We start from the raw sequence: 15010 nt of genomic DNA on the forward strand, positions 1-15010 counted from the left end.
AGGAATAACACGGTGGCGAGGGACTACTACGGCACGCTCGGGGTCTCCAAGAACGCGACACCCGAGGAGATCAAGCGCGCCTACCGCAAGCTCGCGCGTCAGCTCCACCCGGACGTCAACCCCAACGAGGAAGCCCGCTTCAAGGAGGTGACCGCCGCCTACGAGGTCCTGTCGGACCCCAAGAAGCGGCAGATCGTCGACCTCGGCGGCGACCCGCTGGAGCAGAGCGGCGGGCGCGGCGGCGGCATGGGGGACCCGTTCGCGGGCTTCGGCCTCGGCGACATCATGGACGCGTTCTTCGGCGCGGGCGGCGGTGGCGGACGCGGTCCGCGCAGCCGCGTGCAACCGGGCTCGGACGCGCTCATCCGGCTGTCCATGACGCTGGAGGAGTGCGCGGCGGGCGCGTCCCGCGAACTGACCGTCGACACCGCGATCCTGTGCGACGTCTGCGTGGGCAGCGGCTGCGCCGAGGGCACCACCCCGGTCCGCTGCGACACGTGCGGCGGCCGCGGCGAGGTGCAGTCGGTGCAGCGCTCGTTCCTCGGCCAGGTCGTCACGGCCCGGCCGTGCCCGGTCTGCCGCGGGCTCGGCGAGATCATCCCCGAGCCGTGCCGGCAGTGCGCGGGCGAGGGTCGGGTGCGCTCGCGCCGCACCATCTCGGTGCAGATCCCGCCCGGCGTCGCGGAGGGCATGCGGGTCCGGCTCGCGGGCCAGGGCGAGGTCGGCCCCGGCGGCGGCCCGGCGGGCGACCTCTACGTCGAGGTCGAGGAGGTGCCGCACGAGGTCTTCGAACGCGACGGCGCCGACCTGCACTGCTCGGTGCGCATCCCGATGACCACCGCCGCGCTCGGCGCGGTGCTGCCCCTCCAAACCCTCGACGGGGAGGAGGAGGTCGTCATCGACCCGGGCACCCAGCCGAACACCGAACTGGTGCTCACCGGCCGCGGCATGCCCAGGCTGCGCTCCACCGGCCGCGTCGACGGGCACGGCGACCTGCACGTGCACCTCGAGGTCCTGGTGCCCACCAAGCTCGACGCCCGGCAGACCGAACTGCTGCGCGACCTCGCCGCGGCCCGCGGCGAGGACGAGCCGACGCTCGCGCACAACGGCAAGGGCGGCGGCGGGTTGTTCTCGCGGCTGCGCTCCGGGCGCGGGCACCGGTGACGCTGCCCGTCTTCCTGGTCGCCGCGCTGCCCACGGGGTCGTCGTTCGTCCTGGACGGCCCCGAGGGGCGGCACGCGGCCACCGTGCGCCGACTGCGCGCCGGCGAGGAGCTGGTGCTCTCCGACGGCTCCGGCGACCAGGTGCGCTGCGTGGTCGCCGAGGCCCGCAAGGACAGCCTCCTGCTCGACGTGGTGGAGCGCCGGACCGTGCCCGAACCCGCCGTGCGCGTCGTGCTGGCCCAGGCGCTGGTCAAGGGCGATCGCGGCGAGCTGGCCGTGGAGCTGGCCACCGAGGCCGGCGTGGACGAGGTCGTGCCGTGGCGGGCCTCGCGCTGCGTGACCAGGTGGGAGGACGGCCCGCGCGGCGCGAAGGCCCTCGAGCGGTGGCGCGGCACGGCCAGGGAAGCCGCGAAACAAGCGCGCCGGGCCCGCGTGCCGGTCGTCGGGCAACCCGTCGGCACCCCCGCCCTCGCGCGTTTGGCCGCCGCCGCGTCCGTCACATTGGTTTTGCACGAGACTGCTTCGGCCGGAATCGCCTCCGTGCCGCTGCCCGCCGAAGGCGACGTGTTGTTGGTCGTCGGCCCGGAAGGCGGGATCACTTCCGAGGAATTGGCCGCATTGGTCGACGCGGGCGCACACGCGGTGCGACTGGGTCCTACCGTTCTGCGAGCATCGACGGCCGGAGTGGTCGCTTTGGGTGCGCTGGGTGTGCTGACCGATCGCTGGGCGTAGTGCCCGTTGCTCTCTTCTGGCGAACTCCCCGTGTAGGGGTTACTCTTCTCGCCAGAGGGGGAACATTCGCCTAGGCAGAAGTTCTTCCTCGCACCGACTCGCCGGACACCTCCCCCCTCGGTCCGGCGTCGCCGCGTCGCGGTGGGGCGACCCCCAGGTCCCATCGCGACGCGGCCCTTTTTTGTGCTTGGGTGATCGGTGTGCAGCGCATCTCCTACGGCGATCACCCGAGCCAATTCGGTGAATTCTCCTCGGTCGACGGTTCGAACTCGTTGACCGTCGTCGTCATCCACGGCGGCTTCTGGCACGAGCGTTATGACCTCGAACTCGGAAGGCCGCTTTCCCGTGATCTGGTCGCGCACGGTGTGCCGGCGTTCACCCTGGAATACCGCCGGATCGGCGGCGGCGGTGGCTGGCCGGAGACCGGCGACGACGTGCTGGCGGCGTTGGACGCCCTGAACCGCCCGGTGGTGACACTGGGTCACTCCGCCGGGGGTCACCTCGCGGTCTGGGCCGCCGCCCGCCACCCCCTGGTCCGCGCCGCCGTGGCCCAGGCGGGCGTGCTCGACTTCACCGCCGACCCCTACATCACCGGCCGGGCGGGCGAACTCCTCGGCGGCACCCCGGCCGAGGTTCCCGACCGCTACGCCGACGCCTCGCCGGCCGCCCGGCTGCCCATCGACAAGCCCCTGGTCCTGCTCCACGGCGAGGACGACGAGGACGTTCCCATCTCCCAGAGCGAGGTCTTCGCCGCGGCGTCCGACGCCACCTTCATCCGCCTCCCGCGCACCGACCACATGGACCTGATCACCCCGGGCACCGCCGCCTGGACCCGGTGCCGCGCCGAGACCATCGCCCTGGCCACCGCCCTGGCCTGACCCGCGAGTCCGCCACCGGGGCACCGCGAGCAGTCCGCCCGGACTGCCCGAACCCGCGACCCGGGCGCCGCGAGCAGTCCGCCCGGGCACCCCGAGTCCGCCCCCTGGGCACCCCGAGCAGTCCGCCCGGACACACCCCGAACCCGCCACCCCGGCACCCCGCGGCGGGTTCGGGTGGCGGTCACGGGCGCGCGATAGCCTCCGGCCATGTCGAGCCTCACCGCAGACCCCGCCTGCCTGTTCTGCCGGATCGTCGCCCGCGAGATCCCGGCGACGGTGGTCCACGAAACCGACACCACGCTGGCGTTCCGCGACATCGCGCCCCAGGCGCCCACCCACGTCGTGGTCGTGCCGAAGGCGCACGCCGCCGACGCGGTCGCCCTCGCCGCCGCCGCGCCCGGCCTGCTCGACGACCTCTTCCTGACCGCGGGCGAGGTCGCCAAGGCCGAGAACGTCGCCGACTCCGGTTACCGGCTGCTGTTCAACACCGGCCTGGACGCGGGCCAGACCGTCTTCCACGCCCACCTGCACGTCCTCGGCGGCCGTCGCCTCGGACCGCTGGCCTGAGCGCCGGTCGGGGGCGCACCGAACCGCGCCCCCGACCGGATTTCTACTCCGGTGCGAACTGTCGGTGGTCGCGGCTAGCATCGGTGACGGCAGGTCGAACCCACCCGAGCACGGCGCGAACGCGCAGGAAGCAGGCCCGAGGCCACGTGGCCGGTACCCCTGACACCACGCCGCAGGCGGCGACGCCGGCGGCCGACGCCCAGTCCAAGTTCGCCGTGCCCGACGGCGCGGTGCTCGCCCTGCTCGGGTCGCGCGACGAGAACCTCCGCCTGGCGGAGGAGTTGCTCGACGCCGACGTGCACGTGCGGGGCAACGAGATCACCCTGTCCGGCCCGCCTGCCGACGTGGCGTTCGCCGAGCGGGTGTTCTCCGAACTCGTCACGCTCGCGAGCCGCGGCCAGCAGGTGGGCCCGGACACGGTCCGCCGCACCGTGGCCATGCTGTCCGCGGGCATCAGCGAGTCGCCCGCCGAGGTCCTCAGCCTGGACATCGTCTCCCGCCGCGGTCGCACGATCCGGCCGAAGACGTTGAACCAGAAGCACTACGTCGACGCCATCGACCGCAACACGGTCGTCTTCGGCATCGGCCCGGCCGGCACCGGCAAGACGTACCTGGCGATGGCGAAGGCCGTTCAGGCGCTCCAGGCGAAGCAGGTCAACCGGATCATCCTGACCCGACCGGCGGTCGAGGCGGGCGAACGGCTGGGCTACCTGCCGGGCACCCTGTACGAGAAGATCGACCCGTACCTGCGCCCCCTGTACGACGCGCTGCACGACATGATCGACCCCGAGTCCATCCCCCGCCTGACCCAGGCGGGCACGATCGAGGTCGCCCCACTGGCTTACATGCGTGGTCGCGCGCAGCCGGTGACGACCGAGGTCCTCACGCCCGAGGGCTTCCGCCCGATCGGCGGCCTCCGGGTCGGCGACCTGGTCATCGGCTCGAACGGCGAGCCGACCCCGGTGCTCGGGGTGTACCCGCAGGGCGAGAAGGACATCTACCGGCTCACCGCGCAGGACGGCGCCTCGACGCTGGCGTGCGGCGACCACCTCTGGACGGTGCGCACCGCCTCCGACCGCCGCCGCGGCAAGCCGTGGCGGGTCCTGGAGACCAAGGAGATGATCGGCAACCTCCGCGCGGCGCACGCCAGGCGCTACGAGCTGCCGCTGCTCTCCGCCCCGACCAGCCACCCGGAGCGCGAGGTCCCGATGGACCCGTACGCGCTCGGCCTGCTCCTCGGCGACGGCTGCCTCACCGGTTCCACGACGCCCTCCTTCGCGACCGACGACCCGGAACTGGTCGTCGCGCTGGAGGCCGGGCTGCCGGGAGTGCGCCCCACCCGGAAGAGCCGGGTCGACTACACCCTCAACCGGGTGAAGTCGCCGGGCGACGTCGTCACCCTGGAGAACCCGGTGACCGGGGCGCTCCGGGCACTGGACCTGCTCGGCACGCGCTCGCACACGAAGTTCGTGCCCGAGGTCTACCTCCACAACTCGGCCGAGGTGAGGCTGAGCCTGCTCCAGGGCCTGCTGGACTCGGACGGCGGGCCCGTGGCCCAGCTCGGCCGCACCTGCCGCATCCAGTACACGACCACCTCCGCCCGGCTCCGGGACGACGTGGTGGCGCTCGTCCGGTCGCTCGGCGGTGTCGCCTACACGCGCACCCGGGTGGCTGCGGGCCGCAAGCCCGGCTTCGCCGCCGGGCGGCCGGTGGCGTACCGGCACGACGCGCACGTCGTGGACATCCGGCTGCCCGCCGGCGTGGAGCCGTTCCGGCTGGGGCGCAAGCGGGACAGGTACCTCGCGGCGGGTGGCGGTGGGCGGCCGATGCGGTTCGTCGACCGGATCGAGCCCGTCGGGCGGGCCGAGGCGGTGTGCATCCAGGTCGCGGCGGCGGACTCGCTGTACGTCACCGAGGACTACCTGCTCACGCACAACACGCTGAACGACGCGTTCATCATCCTGGACGAGGCGCAGAACACGACGCCCGAGCAGATGAAGATGTTCCTCACCCGGTTGGGGCACGGTTCCAAGATCGTGGTGACCGGTGACGTCACCCAGGTCGACCTGCCCGGCGGGCAGCGGTCCGGGTTGCGGGTGGTCCGGGAGATCCTCGAAGGCGTCGAGGACGTGCACTTCTCGGTGCTGACCAGCCAGGACGTGGTGCGCCACCAGCTCGTCGCGGACATCGTGGACGCGTACGAGAAGTGGCAGGTCGAGCAGGACGACATCGCCGAGCGGCAGCACGCGGCCGGACCCGGTGGTCGGGCGCGGGGGCAGGGCCGGGGACGATAGGGCCGTGAGTATCGAGATCGCGAACGAGTCGGGCGTCGGCGTCGAGGAACCCTCGATCGTCGCCGCCGCCCGATTCGCCCTGGACCGGATGGGTGTCAGCCCCCTGGCGGAGCTGTCCGTGCTGCTCGTGGAGCTGGACGTGATGGCCGACCTGCACCAGCGGTGGATGGACCTGCCCGGTCCGACGGACGTCATGGCCTTCCCGATGGACGAGCTGGACTCGGCCCGTCGCCCGGACGCCGCGGGGCTGGGTCCCGCGCTGCTGGGCGACATCGTGCTGTGCCCGGAGTTCGCCAATGACCAGGCCAAGAAGGCCGGTCACAGCCTGCTGGACGAGCTGCACCTGCTGACCGTGCACGGGGTGCTGCACCTGCTGGGCTACGACCACGCCGAACCGGCGGAGGAGCGGGAGATGTTCACCCTCCAGAACCGGATCCTCGGCGACTTCCGCACCGCGACGGCCGACGCCGAGCGGCGCTCGGCGCAGCGCGAGGCCGACTCGAAGGTGCTCGGGGCCGTCGGCCTGGAGGACTCCGAGTCCGAGCCGCCCGCCTGAGGCGGCGCGCGTGATGTGGAGTTCCACCAGCCTGCTGGTGCTCGCCGTGCTGCTCGTGCTGGCGGCGGGCGCGTTCGCGGGCGCGGACGCGGCGTTGGGCACGGTGTCGAGGGCCCGGGTCGAGGCGTTGCAGCGGCAGGGGAGGGTCGGCGCGCGGCAGCTGATCCAGGTGCTGGGCGACCGGCCGCGGCACGTCAACCTGCTGCTCCTGCTGCGGCTGGGCTGCGAGCTGGCGGCGACGGTGCTGGTGACGGTGGTGTGCCTGCGGTCGATCACGACCGGCTGGGTCGCCGTGCTGGTGGCCGGGGTGAGCATGCTGGTGGTGTCGTACGTGCTGGTGGGCGTGGGTCCGCGGACCATCGGCCGGCAGCACCCGTACGCGGTCAGCCTGATCGCGGCGGCGCCGGTGCGGGTGCTCGGCAGGCTGCTGGGCCCGTTGAGCAGGCTGCTGATCCTGGTCGGCAACGCGATCACGCCGGGCAAGGGTTTCCGCGAGGGCCCGTTCTCCTCCGAGGTCGAGCTGCGCGAGCTGGTGGACATGGCTCAGGAGCGCGGCGTCGTGGACGAGGGCGAGCGGGAGATGATCCACTCGGTCTTCCAGCTCGGCGACACGATCGCGCGCGAGGTGATGGTGCCGCGCACCGAGATCGTGTGGATCGAGCAGACGAAGTCGGTGCGGCAGGCGTTGGCGCTGTCGCTGCGCACCGGCTACACCCGGGTGCCGGTGATCGGGGAGAGCGTCGACGACATCGTGGGCGTGGTGAACCTCAAGGACCTGGTGCGGCTGACGCTGGCCGAGGAGCCGGGCGGTCGGTCGGTGGCGGACGTGATGAAGCAGGCGACGTTCATCCCGGACTCGAAGCCGGTGGCGGACCTGCTGCGGGAGATGCAGCTGTCGCGCAACCACCTGGCGGTCGTGGTGGACGAGTACGGCGGCACGGCGGGTCTGCTGACCATCGAGGACATCCTGGAGGAGATCGTCGGCGAGATCACCGACGAGTCCGACACGGACGACCGGCCGCCGGTGGAGCACCTGGTGGACGGGTCGGTGCGGGTGAGCGCGCGGCTGCCGGTGGACGACCTGGACGCGTTGTTCGGCACGGAGCTGGACGACCACGAGGTGGAGACGGTGGGCGGGCTGCTCGCCCAGCGCCTCGGTCGGGTGCCGCTGCCCGGCACGGAGGCCGAGATCGAGGGTCTGCGGATGCGGGCCGAGGGCGGCAAGGACGACCGGGGTCGGATGCGCATCACGACGGTGCTGGTCCGCCCGGTGGACAACGGCGACGAAGGCGAGGGCGAACCCGGTGGCTGAGCTGACCGCGGAGGACTTGAAGATCATCACGCTGGCGCGCTCGGCCCGGGCCCGCACGGGTGCCGCCGAGGGCGCCGCGGTCCGCGACACCGACGGCCGGACCTACGCGGCGACCACGGTCGCGCTGCCGTCGTTGCGGCTGACGGCGGTCCAGGCGGCGGTGGCGGCGGCGGTGTCCAGCGGCGCGGAGGGCCTGGAGGCGGCGGCGGTGGTGACCGACGCGGCCGAGGTGGACGAGGCGTCGGTGGCGGCGGTGCGCGACCTCACCGCGTCCGCGCCGGTGCTGCGCGCGGACGCGTCGGGCGCCTACCAGGGCTCCGTGTAGGTGGCACTGGTGACGGTGTGCCGCGGCTGCTGCTGCGGCACGGTGAAGAAGCACCCGGACTACGACCACGCCGAGCAGTTGCGCCGCCTCGAGGAGGTGGCCGCGCGCTCGGGTGGTCGGGTCACCGTGCGCACCGCGGACTGCCTGGACGCGTGCGAGAACTCGAACCTGATCGTGGTGAAGCCGCGCGGGCAGAAGCCGGTGTGGCTGGGGTTCGTGCTGCACGACGAGGTGATGGCGGACCTGGAGCGGTGGTTGGCGCAGGGCGGTCCGCTGCCGGAGGTGCTGGAACTCAACCGGGTCAGCCCACCGGCGCAGGCGTGACCCGGCTCGGCGCGATCGGGCCCGCCGGGGAGAATGGCGGGATGGATGGTTACCGCTCCGGGTTCGCGTGCTTCGTCGGCCGCCCCAACGCAGGCAAGTCGACGTTGACCAACGCGCTGGTCGGCACCAAGGTCGCGATCACCTCCAGCAAGCCGCAGACCACCCGGCACACCATCCGGGGGATCGTGCACCGCGAGGACGGGCAGTTGGTGCTCGTGGACACGCCGGGCCTGCACCGGCCGCGCACGCTGCTCGGTCAGCGGCTCAACGACCTGGTGCGGGAGACGTGGTCCGAGGTCGACGTGGTCGGCTTCTGCGTGCCGGCGGACCAGAAGGTCGGCCCCGGTGACAAGTTCATCGCCGCGGAGCTGGCCAAGATCGCCAAGCGGACGCCGGTGATCGGCATCGTGACGAAGACGGACCTGGCGTCCCAGCAGCAGGTGGCCGAGCAGCTGCTGGCGTTGCAGAACGTGATGGAGTTCGCCGACCTGATCCCGGTGTCGGCGCAGGAGGGTTACCAGGTCGACCGGCTGGCGGACCTGGTGCTCGGCAAGCTGCCCGAGGGCCCGGCGCTGTACCCGGACGGCGAGCTGACCGACGAGCCCGAGCTGACGCTGGTCGCCGAGCTGATCCGGGAGGCCGCGCTGGAGGGCGTGCGGGACGAGTTGCCGCACTCGATCGCGGTGATCGTGGAGGAGATGCTGCCGCGCGAGGGTCGTGACGACCTGGTGGACATCCACGCGAACGTGTTCGTGGAGCGGCCGAGCCAGAAGGCGATCATCCTGGGCCACCGGGGCGAGCGGCTCAAGCAGGTGGGCATCAACTCGCGGCGGCAGATCGAGAAGCTGCTGGGCACGCGGGTGTACCTCGACCTGCACATCAAGATCGCCAAGGACTGGCAGCGCGACCCGAAGCAGTTGCGCAGACTGGGTTTCTGATGGCCAACCTGTACCGGGACACGGGTGTCGTCCTGCGGGTGCAGAAGCTCGGCGAGGCCGACCGGATCATCACCCTGCTGACCCAGCGGCACGGCAAGGTGCGCGCGGTGGCCAAGGGCGTGCGGCGCACGTCGAGCCGGTTCGGCGCGCGGCTGGAGCCGTTCGGGCACGTGGACGTGCAGTTCTACCCGGGACGGTCGCTGGACGTGGTGACCCAGGTGGAGACGCTGGACGCGTTCGGGGTGGACCTGGTCGACGACTACCAGCGGTACACGGCGGCGTGCGCGGTGCTGGAGACGGCCGACCGGCTCACCTCCGAGGAGGGCGAGCCGGTCCTCAAGCTGTACCTGCTGGTCGCGGGCGCGCTGCGGGCGTTGGCGGCCAAGGAGCGCGACCCGTCGCTGGTGCTGGACGCGTTCCTGCTGCGGGCGATGGCGTTCGCGGGGTGGGCACCGGCGGTGGCCGAGTGCGCGCGCTGCGGCGATCCCGGTCCGCACCGGGCGTTCAACATCCAGGTGGGTGGCTCGGTGTGCGTGAACTGCCGCCCGGCGGGCAGTTCGCAGCCCAATGTGGACACGGTGCGACTGCTGGGCGCGTTGTTGCGCGGGGACTGGGTCGCGGTGGACGCGGTGCAACCGCCGCAGCGCCGGGAGGCCAGCGGACTCGTCGCCGCGCACCTCCAGTGGCACCTGGAGCGGCAGTTGCGCAGCCTGCCGCTGGTCGAGCGCAGGGCGCCGACAGTGGACGGATAGAGTCCCTGCCGCACCAAGCGAAACCCGAGAGGACCACCATGCTCCGCCGACGGCGGGCCGAGCGCGCCCAGCGCGCCCCCCGACCCCCGGAACCCCACCCGTCCGGCGCCACGCCTCCCGCCATTCCGGCGGACCTCGTGCCGAAGCACATCGCGATCGTCATGGACGGCAACGGCCGCTGGGCCAACCAGCGCGGCCTGTCCCGCATCGAGGGTCACAAGCGCGGCGAGGCCGTCGTGGTCGAGGCGGCCAAGGGCGCGATCGAACTCGGCGTGAAGTGGCTGTCGCTGTACGCCTTCTCCACCGAGAACTGGCGGCGCAGCCCGGAGGAGGTCCGCTTCCTGATGGGCTTCAGCCGCGACGTCATCCACCACCGGACCGACGAGCTGGACGAGTTGGGCGTGCGGGTGCGGTGGGCGGGCCGGCGGCCGAGGCTGTGGCGCAGCGTGATCAAGGAGCTGGAGGTCGCGGAGGAGCGCACCCGCGACAACGAGATGCTCAACCTGGCCATGTGCATCAACTACGGCGGTCGGGCCGAGGTGGGCGACGCGGCGCGGGAGATCGCGCGGCTGGCCGCGGCGGGCAGGCTCAACCCGGAGAAGGTGGACGAGCGCACCATCGCGCGCTACCTGTACCAGCCGGACATGCCCGACGTGGACCTGTTCATCCGGCCCTCGGGCGAGCAGCGCACGTCGAACTTCCTGCTGTGGCAGTCGGCGTACGCGGAGCTGGTGTTCCAGGACATCCTGTGGCCCGACTTCGACCGGCAGGACCTGTGGCGGGCGTGCGAGCAGTTCGCCTCCCGCGACCGGCGCTTCGGCGGCGCAGTGGACAAACCCGATGCTGAGGAGACGAGTTCGTGACCGAGGACGACGACGCCAGGGTGACGGCGGAACTGCTCACCGCGGCCCGCGAGGCGCTGGAGCTGTTCCACGACGTCCACGTCGACGACGACGGCGCGCTGAGCTTCCGCCACGGCGACGTGCCGTGCGCGGTGCAGGCGATGCGGCTGGCCGAGGGGCTGACCGTGCTGAGCCTGACCTGCGTGGTGGCGTGGGACCTCCCGGAGAACCGCGACCTGGCCGTGTCCGCGGCCGAGCGCGCGGGCCAGGGCCTGTTCGGCACGCTGGGCGTGGTGCACACCGAACGCGGCATGGACGTGACGCTGAGGTACGCGTTCCCGGCCGAGGGACTGAAGCCCGAACCCCTGAGCACGTTGCTGATGCTCGTGGTGTCGACCGCCTCGCAGCTGCGAGGCGAACTGCTGGCCAACGCGGAAGGTGACAACTGATGGCGGGCGTGATCGTCTACGAGCCGGACGACGAGAGCGACGTGGAGGGCCTCCCGTGGGCCGTCACGTTCGAGGCGTCGGCGGGTGACGAGTGGGCGTCGTTCGTGTGCGGCCCCTACGAGCGCGACGAGGCGGTCGCCCTGGCCGAGGGCGTGCTGGCGGAGAACCGCGGCGTGACCGCCGTGGTCGAACCCCTGGTGCCGGCCGAGCAGCCGAAGGACGTGCTGGAGATCATCGAGGACCTCCAGTCCTACGAGGACGAGGACGAGCCCGCCACACCCGCCGCCGAGTGACGTCCGGCTCGGCGCGACCACCCGGCACCGGGTGAGGGGCGTGCTCGCGGACGATGCCGGCGCCTTGGTCGACGTGGTGAACGAGGCGTTGGCCCGAGGGTGGCGTGAGCCTCTCCTTCGTCCCCCCGGGTGCTTTCGGGCGCCCGGGGGGCGGAGGGTGGGGACGGTGCTCTCCGCGGCGCGGATCGACGTGTTCGAACGGGTCAACGGGGTGGTGCTGCCCGCGGCCTATCGGGCGTTTCTGGAGCGGGTCGGTGACGGCGGTGTGGGTCCGGGGTCGGGCCTGTGCGCGCTCAGTCCCTGGCGGAGTGTCGAACTGCCCGGGAACCTCCCCGAGGTCGAGATCGACGGGCGGGTCTGCCGCGGCGTCCGGGTGTCGGAATCGGGTGGGACCGAGGCGACGGTCCTCCTGGTCACCGGGCCGCGGTCGGGCAGGCTCGTGGCGACCCGTGAGGGCGCGCCGCCGGTGGTCCTGTCGGCCGACGACTTCCTCGCCTGGTACGCGGAATGGCTCGCCAGTGCGAAAGGCGTGGTCACGACGCCTCGATCCGAGGCGGAGCTGATCGACGTGCTGTCCGCCGGTGACGAGTCCGCACGGGTGCGCGCCGTGCACGAACTGGGCGCGCTGACCGCGCTGTCCGCCGAGGGCACCCGGCTGGTCGAGTCACTGGCCTCGACCGATCGGAGTTCCCGGGTTCGCTACCAGGCCGTCGAACTGCTCGGTGAGCGGGACGCGGCTTCGGTCGGGGTCCTCCTCGAGGCGGTGCGCGACGCGCGGCGGTCGATCAGTCGTCGGGCACTGCTGCACGTCATGAGGGTGGCCGGCGCGACGTCCGCCTGGGCGGCCGCGGTGGACGTGATGCGCTCCGGCACGGATCCCGTCGGGGTGCGCATGGCGGAGGACCTGGATCGCCTGCGCGGCGTCGGGGAAGTGCTGCCGGACGGTGGATCGCCGGGTTCCGACCACTGATCCGGACGGACTCGGCGAGGTCGCTGGTCGGGTGTCGTACCCGGCCGGCATCATGTCGAAAGTGACAATCACTGGCGAAATCCGGGGCGCGCGGCCGCGGCGTCCCGCGCCGAAGTGGCGGATCACCTCGCTCGAAGTGCTGTGCGCGGTTCTCGTGCTGGCGTTGGTCGGGCAGGACTGGCTGGTCGGGGTGCTCGACGTGCCGGTGCTGCGGACCGCGGCCACGGTGTTCGTCGCGGTGTGCGTGCAGGCCATGCCGTTCCTGGTGCTCGGCGTGCTGATCAGCGGCGCGATCGCGGCGTTCGTGCCGGCGAGCCTGCTGCGGCGGGTGTTGCCGCGGCGGACGGCGTTGGCGGTGCCGGTGGCCGGGATGGCCGGGGTCGCGCTGCCCGGCTGCGAGTGCGCGTCGGTTCCGGTCGCGCGGCGGTTGATGCAGCAGGGGGTGGCGCCCGCGGTGGCGTTGTCGTTCCTGCTGGCGGCGCCCGCGGTCAACCCGATCGTGCTGGTGGCGACGGCGGTGGCGTTCAAGGACGCGCCGATGATGGTGCCCGCGCGGTTCGTCGGGTCGTTGCTGACCGCGGTCGTCATGGGCTGGTTGTGGACGCGGTTCGGGAAGGCCGAGTGGATCGCGGAGCGGGCGCTGCGGCGGTTGCCCGACCACGACGGCACGTCGCGCTGGGCGGTGTTCGCCGAGACCGCGCGGCACGACCTGGTGCAGGCGGGCGGGTTCCTGGTGCTGGGCGGGCTGTTCGCGGCGGTGTTCAACGTCGTGGTGCCGGCCGCGTGGTTGGAGGCGCTGGGCGGGCAGGTCGTGTTCGGCGTGCTGGTGATGGCGCTGCTGGCCGTGGTGCTGGCCCTGTGCAGCGAGGCGGACGCGTTCGTGGCCGTGTCGATGTCCGCGCTGCCCCTGTTGCCGCGCCTGGTGTTCCTGGTGGTGGGTCCGGCGGTGGACGTGAAGTTGGCCGCGCTCCAGGCGGGCGCGTTCGGACGCGGTTTCGCGGCCCGGTTCGCGCCGGCGACGTTCGTCGTGGCGATCGGGTGCGCGCTGGTGGCGGGGGCGGTGTTCCTGTGAGGCGGGAAACCCAGAACATCCTGCTGGTGCTGCTGGGCGGCGCGCTGCTCAAGCTCGCGCTGACCGGCACCTACCTGCGGTACGTGAAGGCGTCGCTGCAACCGTGGCTGGTGGCGACCGGCGCGATCATGGTGCTGCTGGCCCTGGTCGCGATCGCCCGGGACGTACGCGGGAAGACGGCCGGGCACGAGGGCCACGAGCACACCGGGCGCAGTCCGTGGCTGTTGCTGCTGCCGGTGCTCGCGGTGTTCCTGATCAGCCCGCCGGCGCTGGGCGCGGACACGGTCAACCGGTCCGATCGCACGATCGCGCAGCAGAACTCCGCGTCCGGGTTCGCCGCGCTGCCCGACGAGCAGGTCGTGTCGCTGACCATGACCGATTTCGTCACCCGCACCGCGTGGGACGACTCGGGGTCGCTCGACCACCGCACGGTGAAGCTGACCGGGTTCGTGGTGCAAAAGGACGGCAACACCTTCGTGGCCCGGCTCGCGATCTCGTGCTGCGCGGCCGACGCGTCACCGATCAAGGTCCGGCTGCTGGGCGGCGACCTCGCCGCACTGGCCGACGACCAGTGGGTGGAGGTCACCGGCCGGGTGGTGCCGGGGTCGGCCACCAAGGACACCGCGTACACGCCGTCGTTCACCGTGTCGGCGGTGACCCCGGTCGCCACCCCGGAGGACACCTACGAGAGCTAGCGTCACGCCTTGGCGGCGCACTCCGAGCAGGTGCCGAAGATCTCGACGGTGTGGCTGACCTCGGAGAACCCGTTCTCCGCCGCCACCCGGTCGGCCCACTTCTCCACCGCCGGCCCCTCGACCTCGACCGTGCGACCGCAGCCGCGGCACACCAGGTGGTGGTGATGGTGCGCCGAGCACCGCCGGTAGATCGCCTCGCCCGAGTCGGTGCGCAGCACGTCGACCTCACCGGCGTCGGCCAGGGATTGCAGGGTCCGGTACACGGTGGTCAGCCCGATGCCCTCGCCGCGCTTGCGCAGCTCTTCGTGCAGCTCCTGGGCCGACCGGAATTCGTCGAGCGAGTCGAGCAGCTTGGACACGGCGGTGCGCTGCTTGGTCGAACGCAGACCGGGCACCGCGGTGGTGGGGCGCTCGCTTGTCGTCACAGTTCCTCCGTCCGGCGAGTCCGCTCGTTACTACCATGAGCACCTTCCTCCGCGTGGCTCACCGCGTCGACCACGATGTGCGCGAGGTGCTCGTCCACCAACCGGTAGACCACCTCGCGACCGTGCCGTTCGCCGTGCACCACGCCCGCCGCCTTGAGCACCCGCAGGTGCTGGCTGATCAGCGGTTGCGCCACGCCCAGGCTGTCGACCAGCTCGTGCACGCACAGGTCGGCCGAGCGCAGTTGCAGCACGATGGCGATCCGCACGGGCGCCGCCAACGCCCGCAACAGCTCGCCCGCCGCCGACAGGGTCCGGGACGACGGCGGTGGAGGAGGCCTGGGAACGTCCCGGGCCGGGGAGTGCACGTGCTCGCCCCGCACTCCTGCCGTCACGGGCGCCTCCCGGTGGTATGGATTTTCAGCC

The 15010-nt window shown here is 72.4% G+C and carries 18 protein-coding genes and 3 pseudogenes; 19 read left to right on the forward strand and 2 right to left on the reverse strand.

Annotated features, from left to right (window positions below; all coding sequences use genetic code 11):
• The first annotated feature begins 12 nt into the window (after positions 1 to 12).
• The 19 genes and pseudogenes from dnaJ to AB0G50_RS01945 all read left to right on the forward strand — a co-directional run bounded on the left by dnaJ (position 13) and on the right by AB0G50_RS01945 (position 14162).
• Positions 13 to 1164 (forward strand): molecular chaperone DnaJ, encoded by a 1152-nt coding sequence (gene dnaJ, locus AB0G50_RS01855; protein WP_360101070.1) that lies wholly within the window; start codon positions 13 to 15, stop codon positions 1162 to 1164.
• Positions 1161 to 1895 (forward strand): 16S rRNA (uracil(1498)-N(3))-methyltransferase, encoded by a 735-nt coding sequence (locus tag AB0G50_RS01860; RefSeq protein WP_360101073.1) that lies wholly within the window; start codon positions 1161 to 1163, stop codon positions 1893 to 1895. Before dnaJ ends, AB0G50_RS01860 begins: the two co-directional genes overlap by 4 nt.
• A 191-nt stretch (positions 1896 to 2086) precedes the next feature.
• Positions 2087 to 2773, forward strand: a complete 687-nt coding sequence (locus tag AB0G50_RS01865) for an alpha/beta fold hydrolase (protein WP_360101076.1) — start codon at positions 2087 to 2089, stop codon at positions 2771 to 2773.
• A gap of 207 nt (positions 2774 to 2980) precedes the next feature.
• Positions 2981 to 3340, forward strand: a complete 360-nt coding sequence (locus tag AB0G50_RS01870; RefSeq protein ID WP_360101079.1) for a histidine triad nucleotide-binding protein — start codon at positions 2981 to 2983, stop codon at positions 3338 to 3340.
• Positions 3341 to 3486: 146 nt separating this feature from the next.
• Positions 3487 to 4197: pseudogene (locus AB0G50_RS01875) on the forward strand (PhoH family protein); the annotation flags it as partial.
• A 351-nt stretch (positions 4198 to 4548) separates the two neighbouring features.
• Positions 4549 to 5016 (forward strand): annotated as a pseudogene (locus AB0G50_RS01880) (LAGLIDADG family homing endonuclease); the annotation flags it as partial.
• Between the two features lie 261 nt (positions 5017 to 5277).
• Positions 5278 to 5634: pseudogene (locus tag AB0G50_RS01885) on the forward strand (PhoH family protein); the annotation flags it as partial.
• A 4-nt stretch (positions 5635 to 5638) separates the two neighbouring features.
• A complete protein-coding gene (ybeY, locus tag AB0G50_RS01890; RefSeq protein ID WP_360101082.1) occupies positions 5639 to 6190 on the forward strand; it encodes an rRNA maturation RNase YbeY in 552 nt (183 codons plus the stop codon).
• Between the two features lie 13 nt (positions 6191 to 6203).
• Positions 6204 to 7502, forward strand: a complete 1299-nt coding sequence (locus AB0G50_RS01895; protein WP_360101271.1) for a hemolysin family protein — start codon at positions 6204 to 6206, stop codon at positions 7500 to 7502.
• Positions 7495 to 7827 carry a cytidine deaminase gene (locus tag AB0G50_RS01900; protein WP_360101085.1) on the forward strand — a complete coding sequence of 111 codons (333 nt, stop codon included), beginning with the start codon at positions 7495 to 7497 and terminating at the stop codon, positions 7825 to 7827. Before AB0G50_RS01895 ends, AB0G50_RS01900 begins: the two co-directional genes overlap by 8 nt.
• Positions 7828 to 7836: 9 nt before the next feature.
• Positions 7837 to 8151: a (2Fe-2S) ferredoxin domain-containing protein gene (locus tag AB0G50_RS01905; protein ID WP_360101088.1), complete on the forward strand. Its 315-nt coding sequence runs from the start codon at positions 7837 to 7839 to the stop codon at positions 8149 to 8151.
• 41 nt (positions 8152 to 8192) lie between these two features.
• Positions 8193 to 9089 carry a GTPase Era gene (gene era / locus AB0G50_RS01910; protein ID WP_360101091.1) on the forward strand — a complete coding sequence of 299 codons (897 nt, stop codon included), beginning with the start codon at positions 8193 to 8195 and terminating at the stop codon, positions 9087 to 9089.
• Positions 9089 to 9841, forward strand: coding sequence for a DNA repair protein RecO (gene recO / locus AB0G50_RS01915; protein ID WP_360101094.1), 753 nt, complete (start codon positions 9089 to 9091; stop codon positions 9839 to 9841). Before era ends, recO begins: the two co-directional genes overlap by 1 nt.
• 38 nt (positions 9842 to 9879) lie before the next feature.
• A complete protein-coding gene (locus tag AB0G50_RS01920) occupies positions 9880 to 10704 on the forward strand; it encodes an isoprenyl transferase (protein WP_360101097.1) in 825 nt (274 codons plus the stop codon).
• Positions 10701 to 11132 (forward strand): YbjN domain-containing protein, encoded by a 432-nt coding sequence (locus AB0G50_RS01925; RefSeq protein WP_360101100.1) that lies wholly within the window; start codon positions 10701 to 10703, stop codon positions 11130 to 11132. Before AB0G50_RS01920 ends, AB0G50_RS01925 begins: the two co-directional genes overlap by 4 nt.
• Complete coding sequence (locus tag AB0G50_RS01930) at positions 11132 to 11425, forward strand: hypothetical protein (RefSeq protein WP_360101103.1); 294 nt, start codon at positions 11132 to 11134, stop codon at positions 11423 to 11425. Before AB0G50_RS01925 ends, AB0G50_RS01930 begins: the two co-directional genes overlap by 1 nt.
• A 166-nt stretch (positions 11426 to 11591) precedes the next feature.
• Positions 11592 to 12395 carry a hypothetical protein gene (locus tag AB0G50_RS01935; RefSeq protein ID WP_360101106.1) on the forward strand — a complete coding sequence of 268 codons (804 nt, stop codon included), beginning with the start codon at positions 11592 to 11594 and terminating at the stop codon, positions 12393 to 12395.
• A gap of 52 nt (positions 12396 to 12447) precedes the next feature.
• Positions 12448 to 13467, forward strand: a complete 1020-nt coding sequence (locus AB0G50_RS01940) for a permease (RefSeq protein WP_360101109.1) — start codon at positions 12448 to 12450, stop codon at positions 13465 to 13467.
• Positions 13464 to 14162, forward strand: a complete 699-nt coding sequence (locus AB0G50_RS01945; protein WP_360101112.1) for a TIGR03943 family protein — start codon at positions 13464 to 13466, stop codon at positions 14160 to 14162. The genes AB0G50_RS01940 and AB0G50_RS01945 overlap by 4 nt, the downstream gene beginning before the upstream one ends.
• A gap of 2 nt (positions 14163 to 14164) precedes the next feature.
• Here AB0G50_RS01945 and AB0G50_RS01950 read toward each other — a convergent pair whose 3' ends face one another.
• Positions 14165 to 14587: a Fur family transcriptional regulator gene (locus AB0G50_RS01950; protein ID WP_360101115.1), complete on the reverse strand. Its 423-nt coding sequence runs from the start codon at positions 14585 to 14587 to the stop codon at positions 14165 to 14167.
• On the reverse strand, positions 14584 to 14979 hold the full coding sequence (locus tag AB0G50_RS01955; RefSeq protein ID WP_360101118.1) for a metalloregulator ArsR/SmtB family transcription factor: 396 nt from the start codon (positions 14977 to 14979) through the stop codon (positions 14584 to 14586). The genes AB0G50_RS01950 and AB0G50_RS01955 overlap by 4 nt, the downstream gene beginning before the upstream one ends.
• Positions 14980 to 15010 lie beyond the last annotated feature (31 nt).

Origin of the sequence: Actinosynnema sp. NPDC020468, assembly GCF_040642015.1 — a bacterium.
Classification (GTDB): domain Bacteria; phylum Actinomycetota; class Actinomycetes; order Mycobacteriales; family Pseudonocardiaceae; genus Actinosynnema.

Excerpts from the sequence above, each read along its gene's own strand:
- AB0G50_RS01870 (WP_360101079.1), top strand. The coding sequence starts at position 2,981 with ATGTCGAGCCTCACCGCAGACCCCGCCTGCCTGTTCTGCCGGATCGTC.
- AB0G50_RS01895 (WP_360101271.1), top strand. The coding sequence starts at position 6,204 with ATGTGGAGTTCCACCAGCCTGCTGGTGCTCGCCGTGCTGCTCGTGCTG.
- era (WP_360101091.1), top strand. The coding sequence starts at position 8,193 with ATGGATGGTTACCGCTCCGGGTTCGCGTGCTTCGTCGGCCGCCCCAAC.
- recO (WP_360101094.1), top strand. The coding sequence starts at position 9,089 with ATGGCCAACCTGTACCGGGACACGGGTGTCGTCCTGCGGGTGCAGAAG.
- AB0G50_RS01920 (WP_360101097.1), top strand. The coding sequence starts at position 9,880 with ATGCTCCGCCGACGGCGGGCCGAGCGCGCCCAGCGCGCCCCCCGACCC.
- AB0G50_RS01930 (WP_360101103.1), top strand. The coding sequence starts at position 11,132 with ATGGCGGGCGTGATCGTCTACGAGCCGGACGACGAGAGCGACGTGGAG.
- AB0G50_RS01940 (WP_360101109.1), top strand. The coding sequence starts at position 12,448 with ATGTCGAAAGTGACAATCACTGGCGAAATCCGGGGCGCGCGGCCGCGG.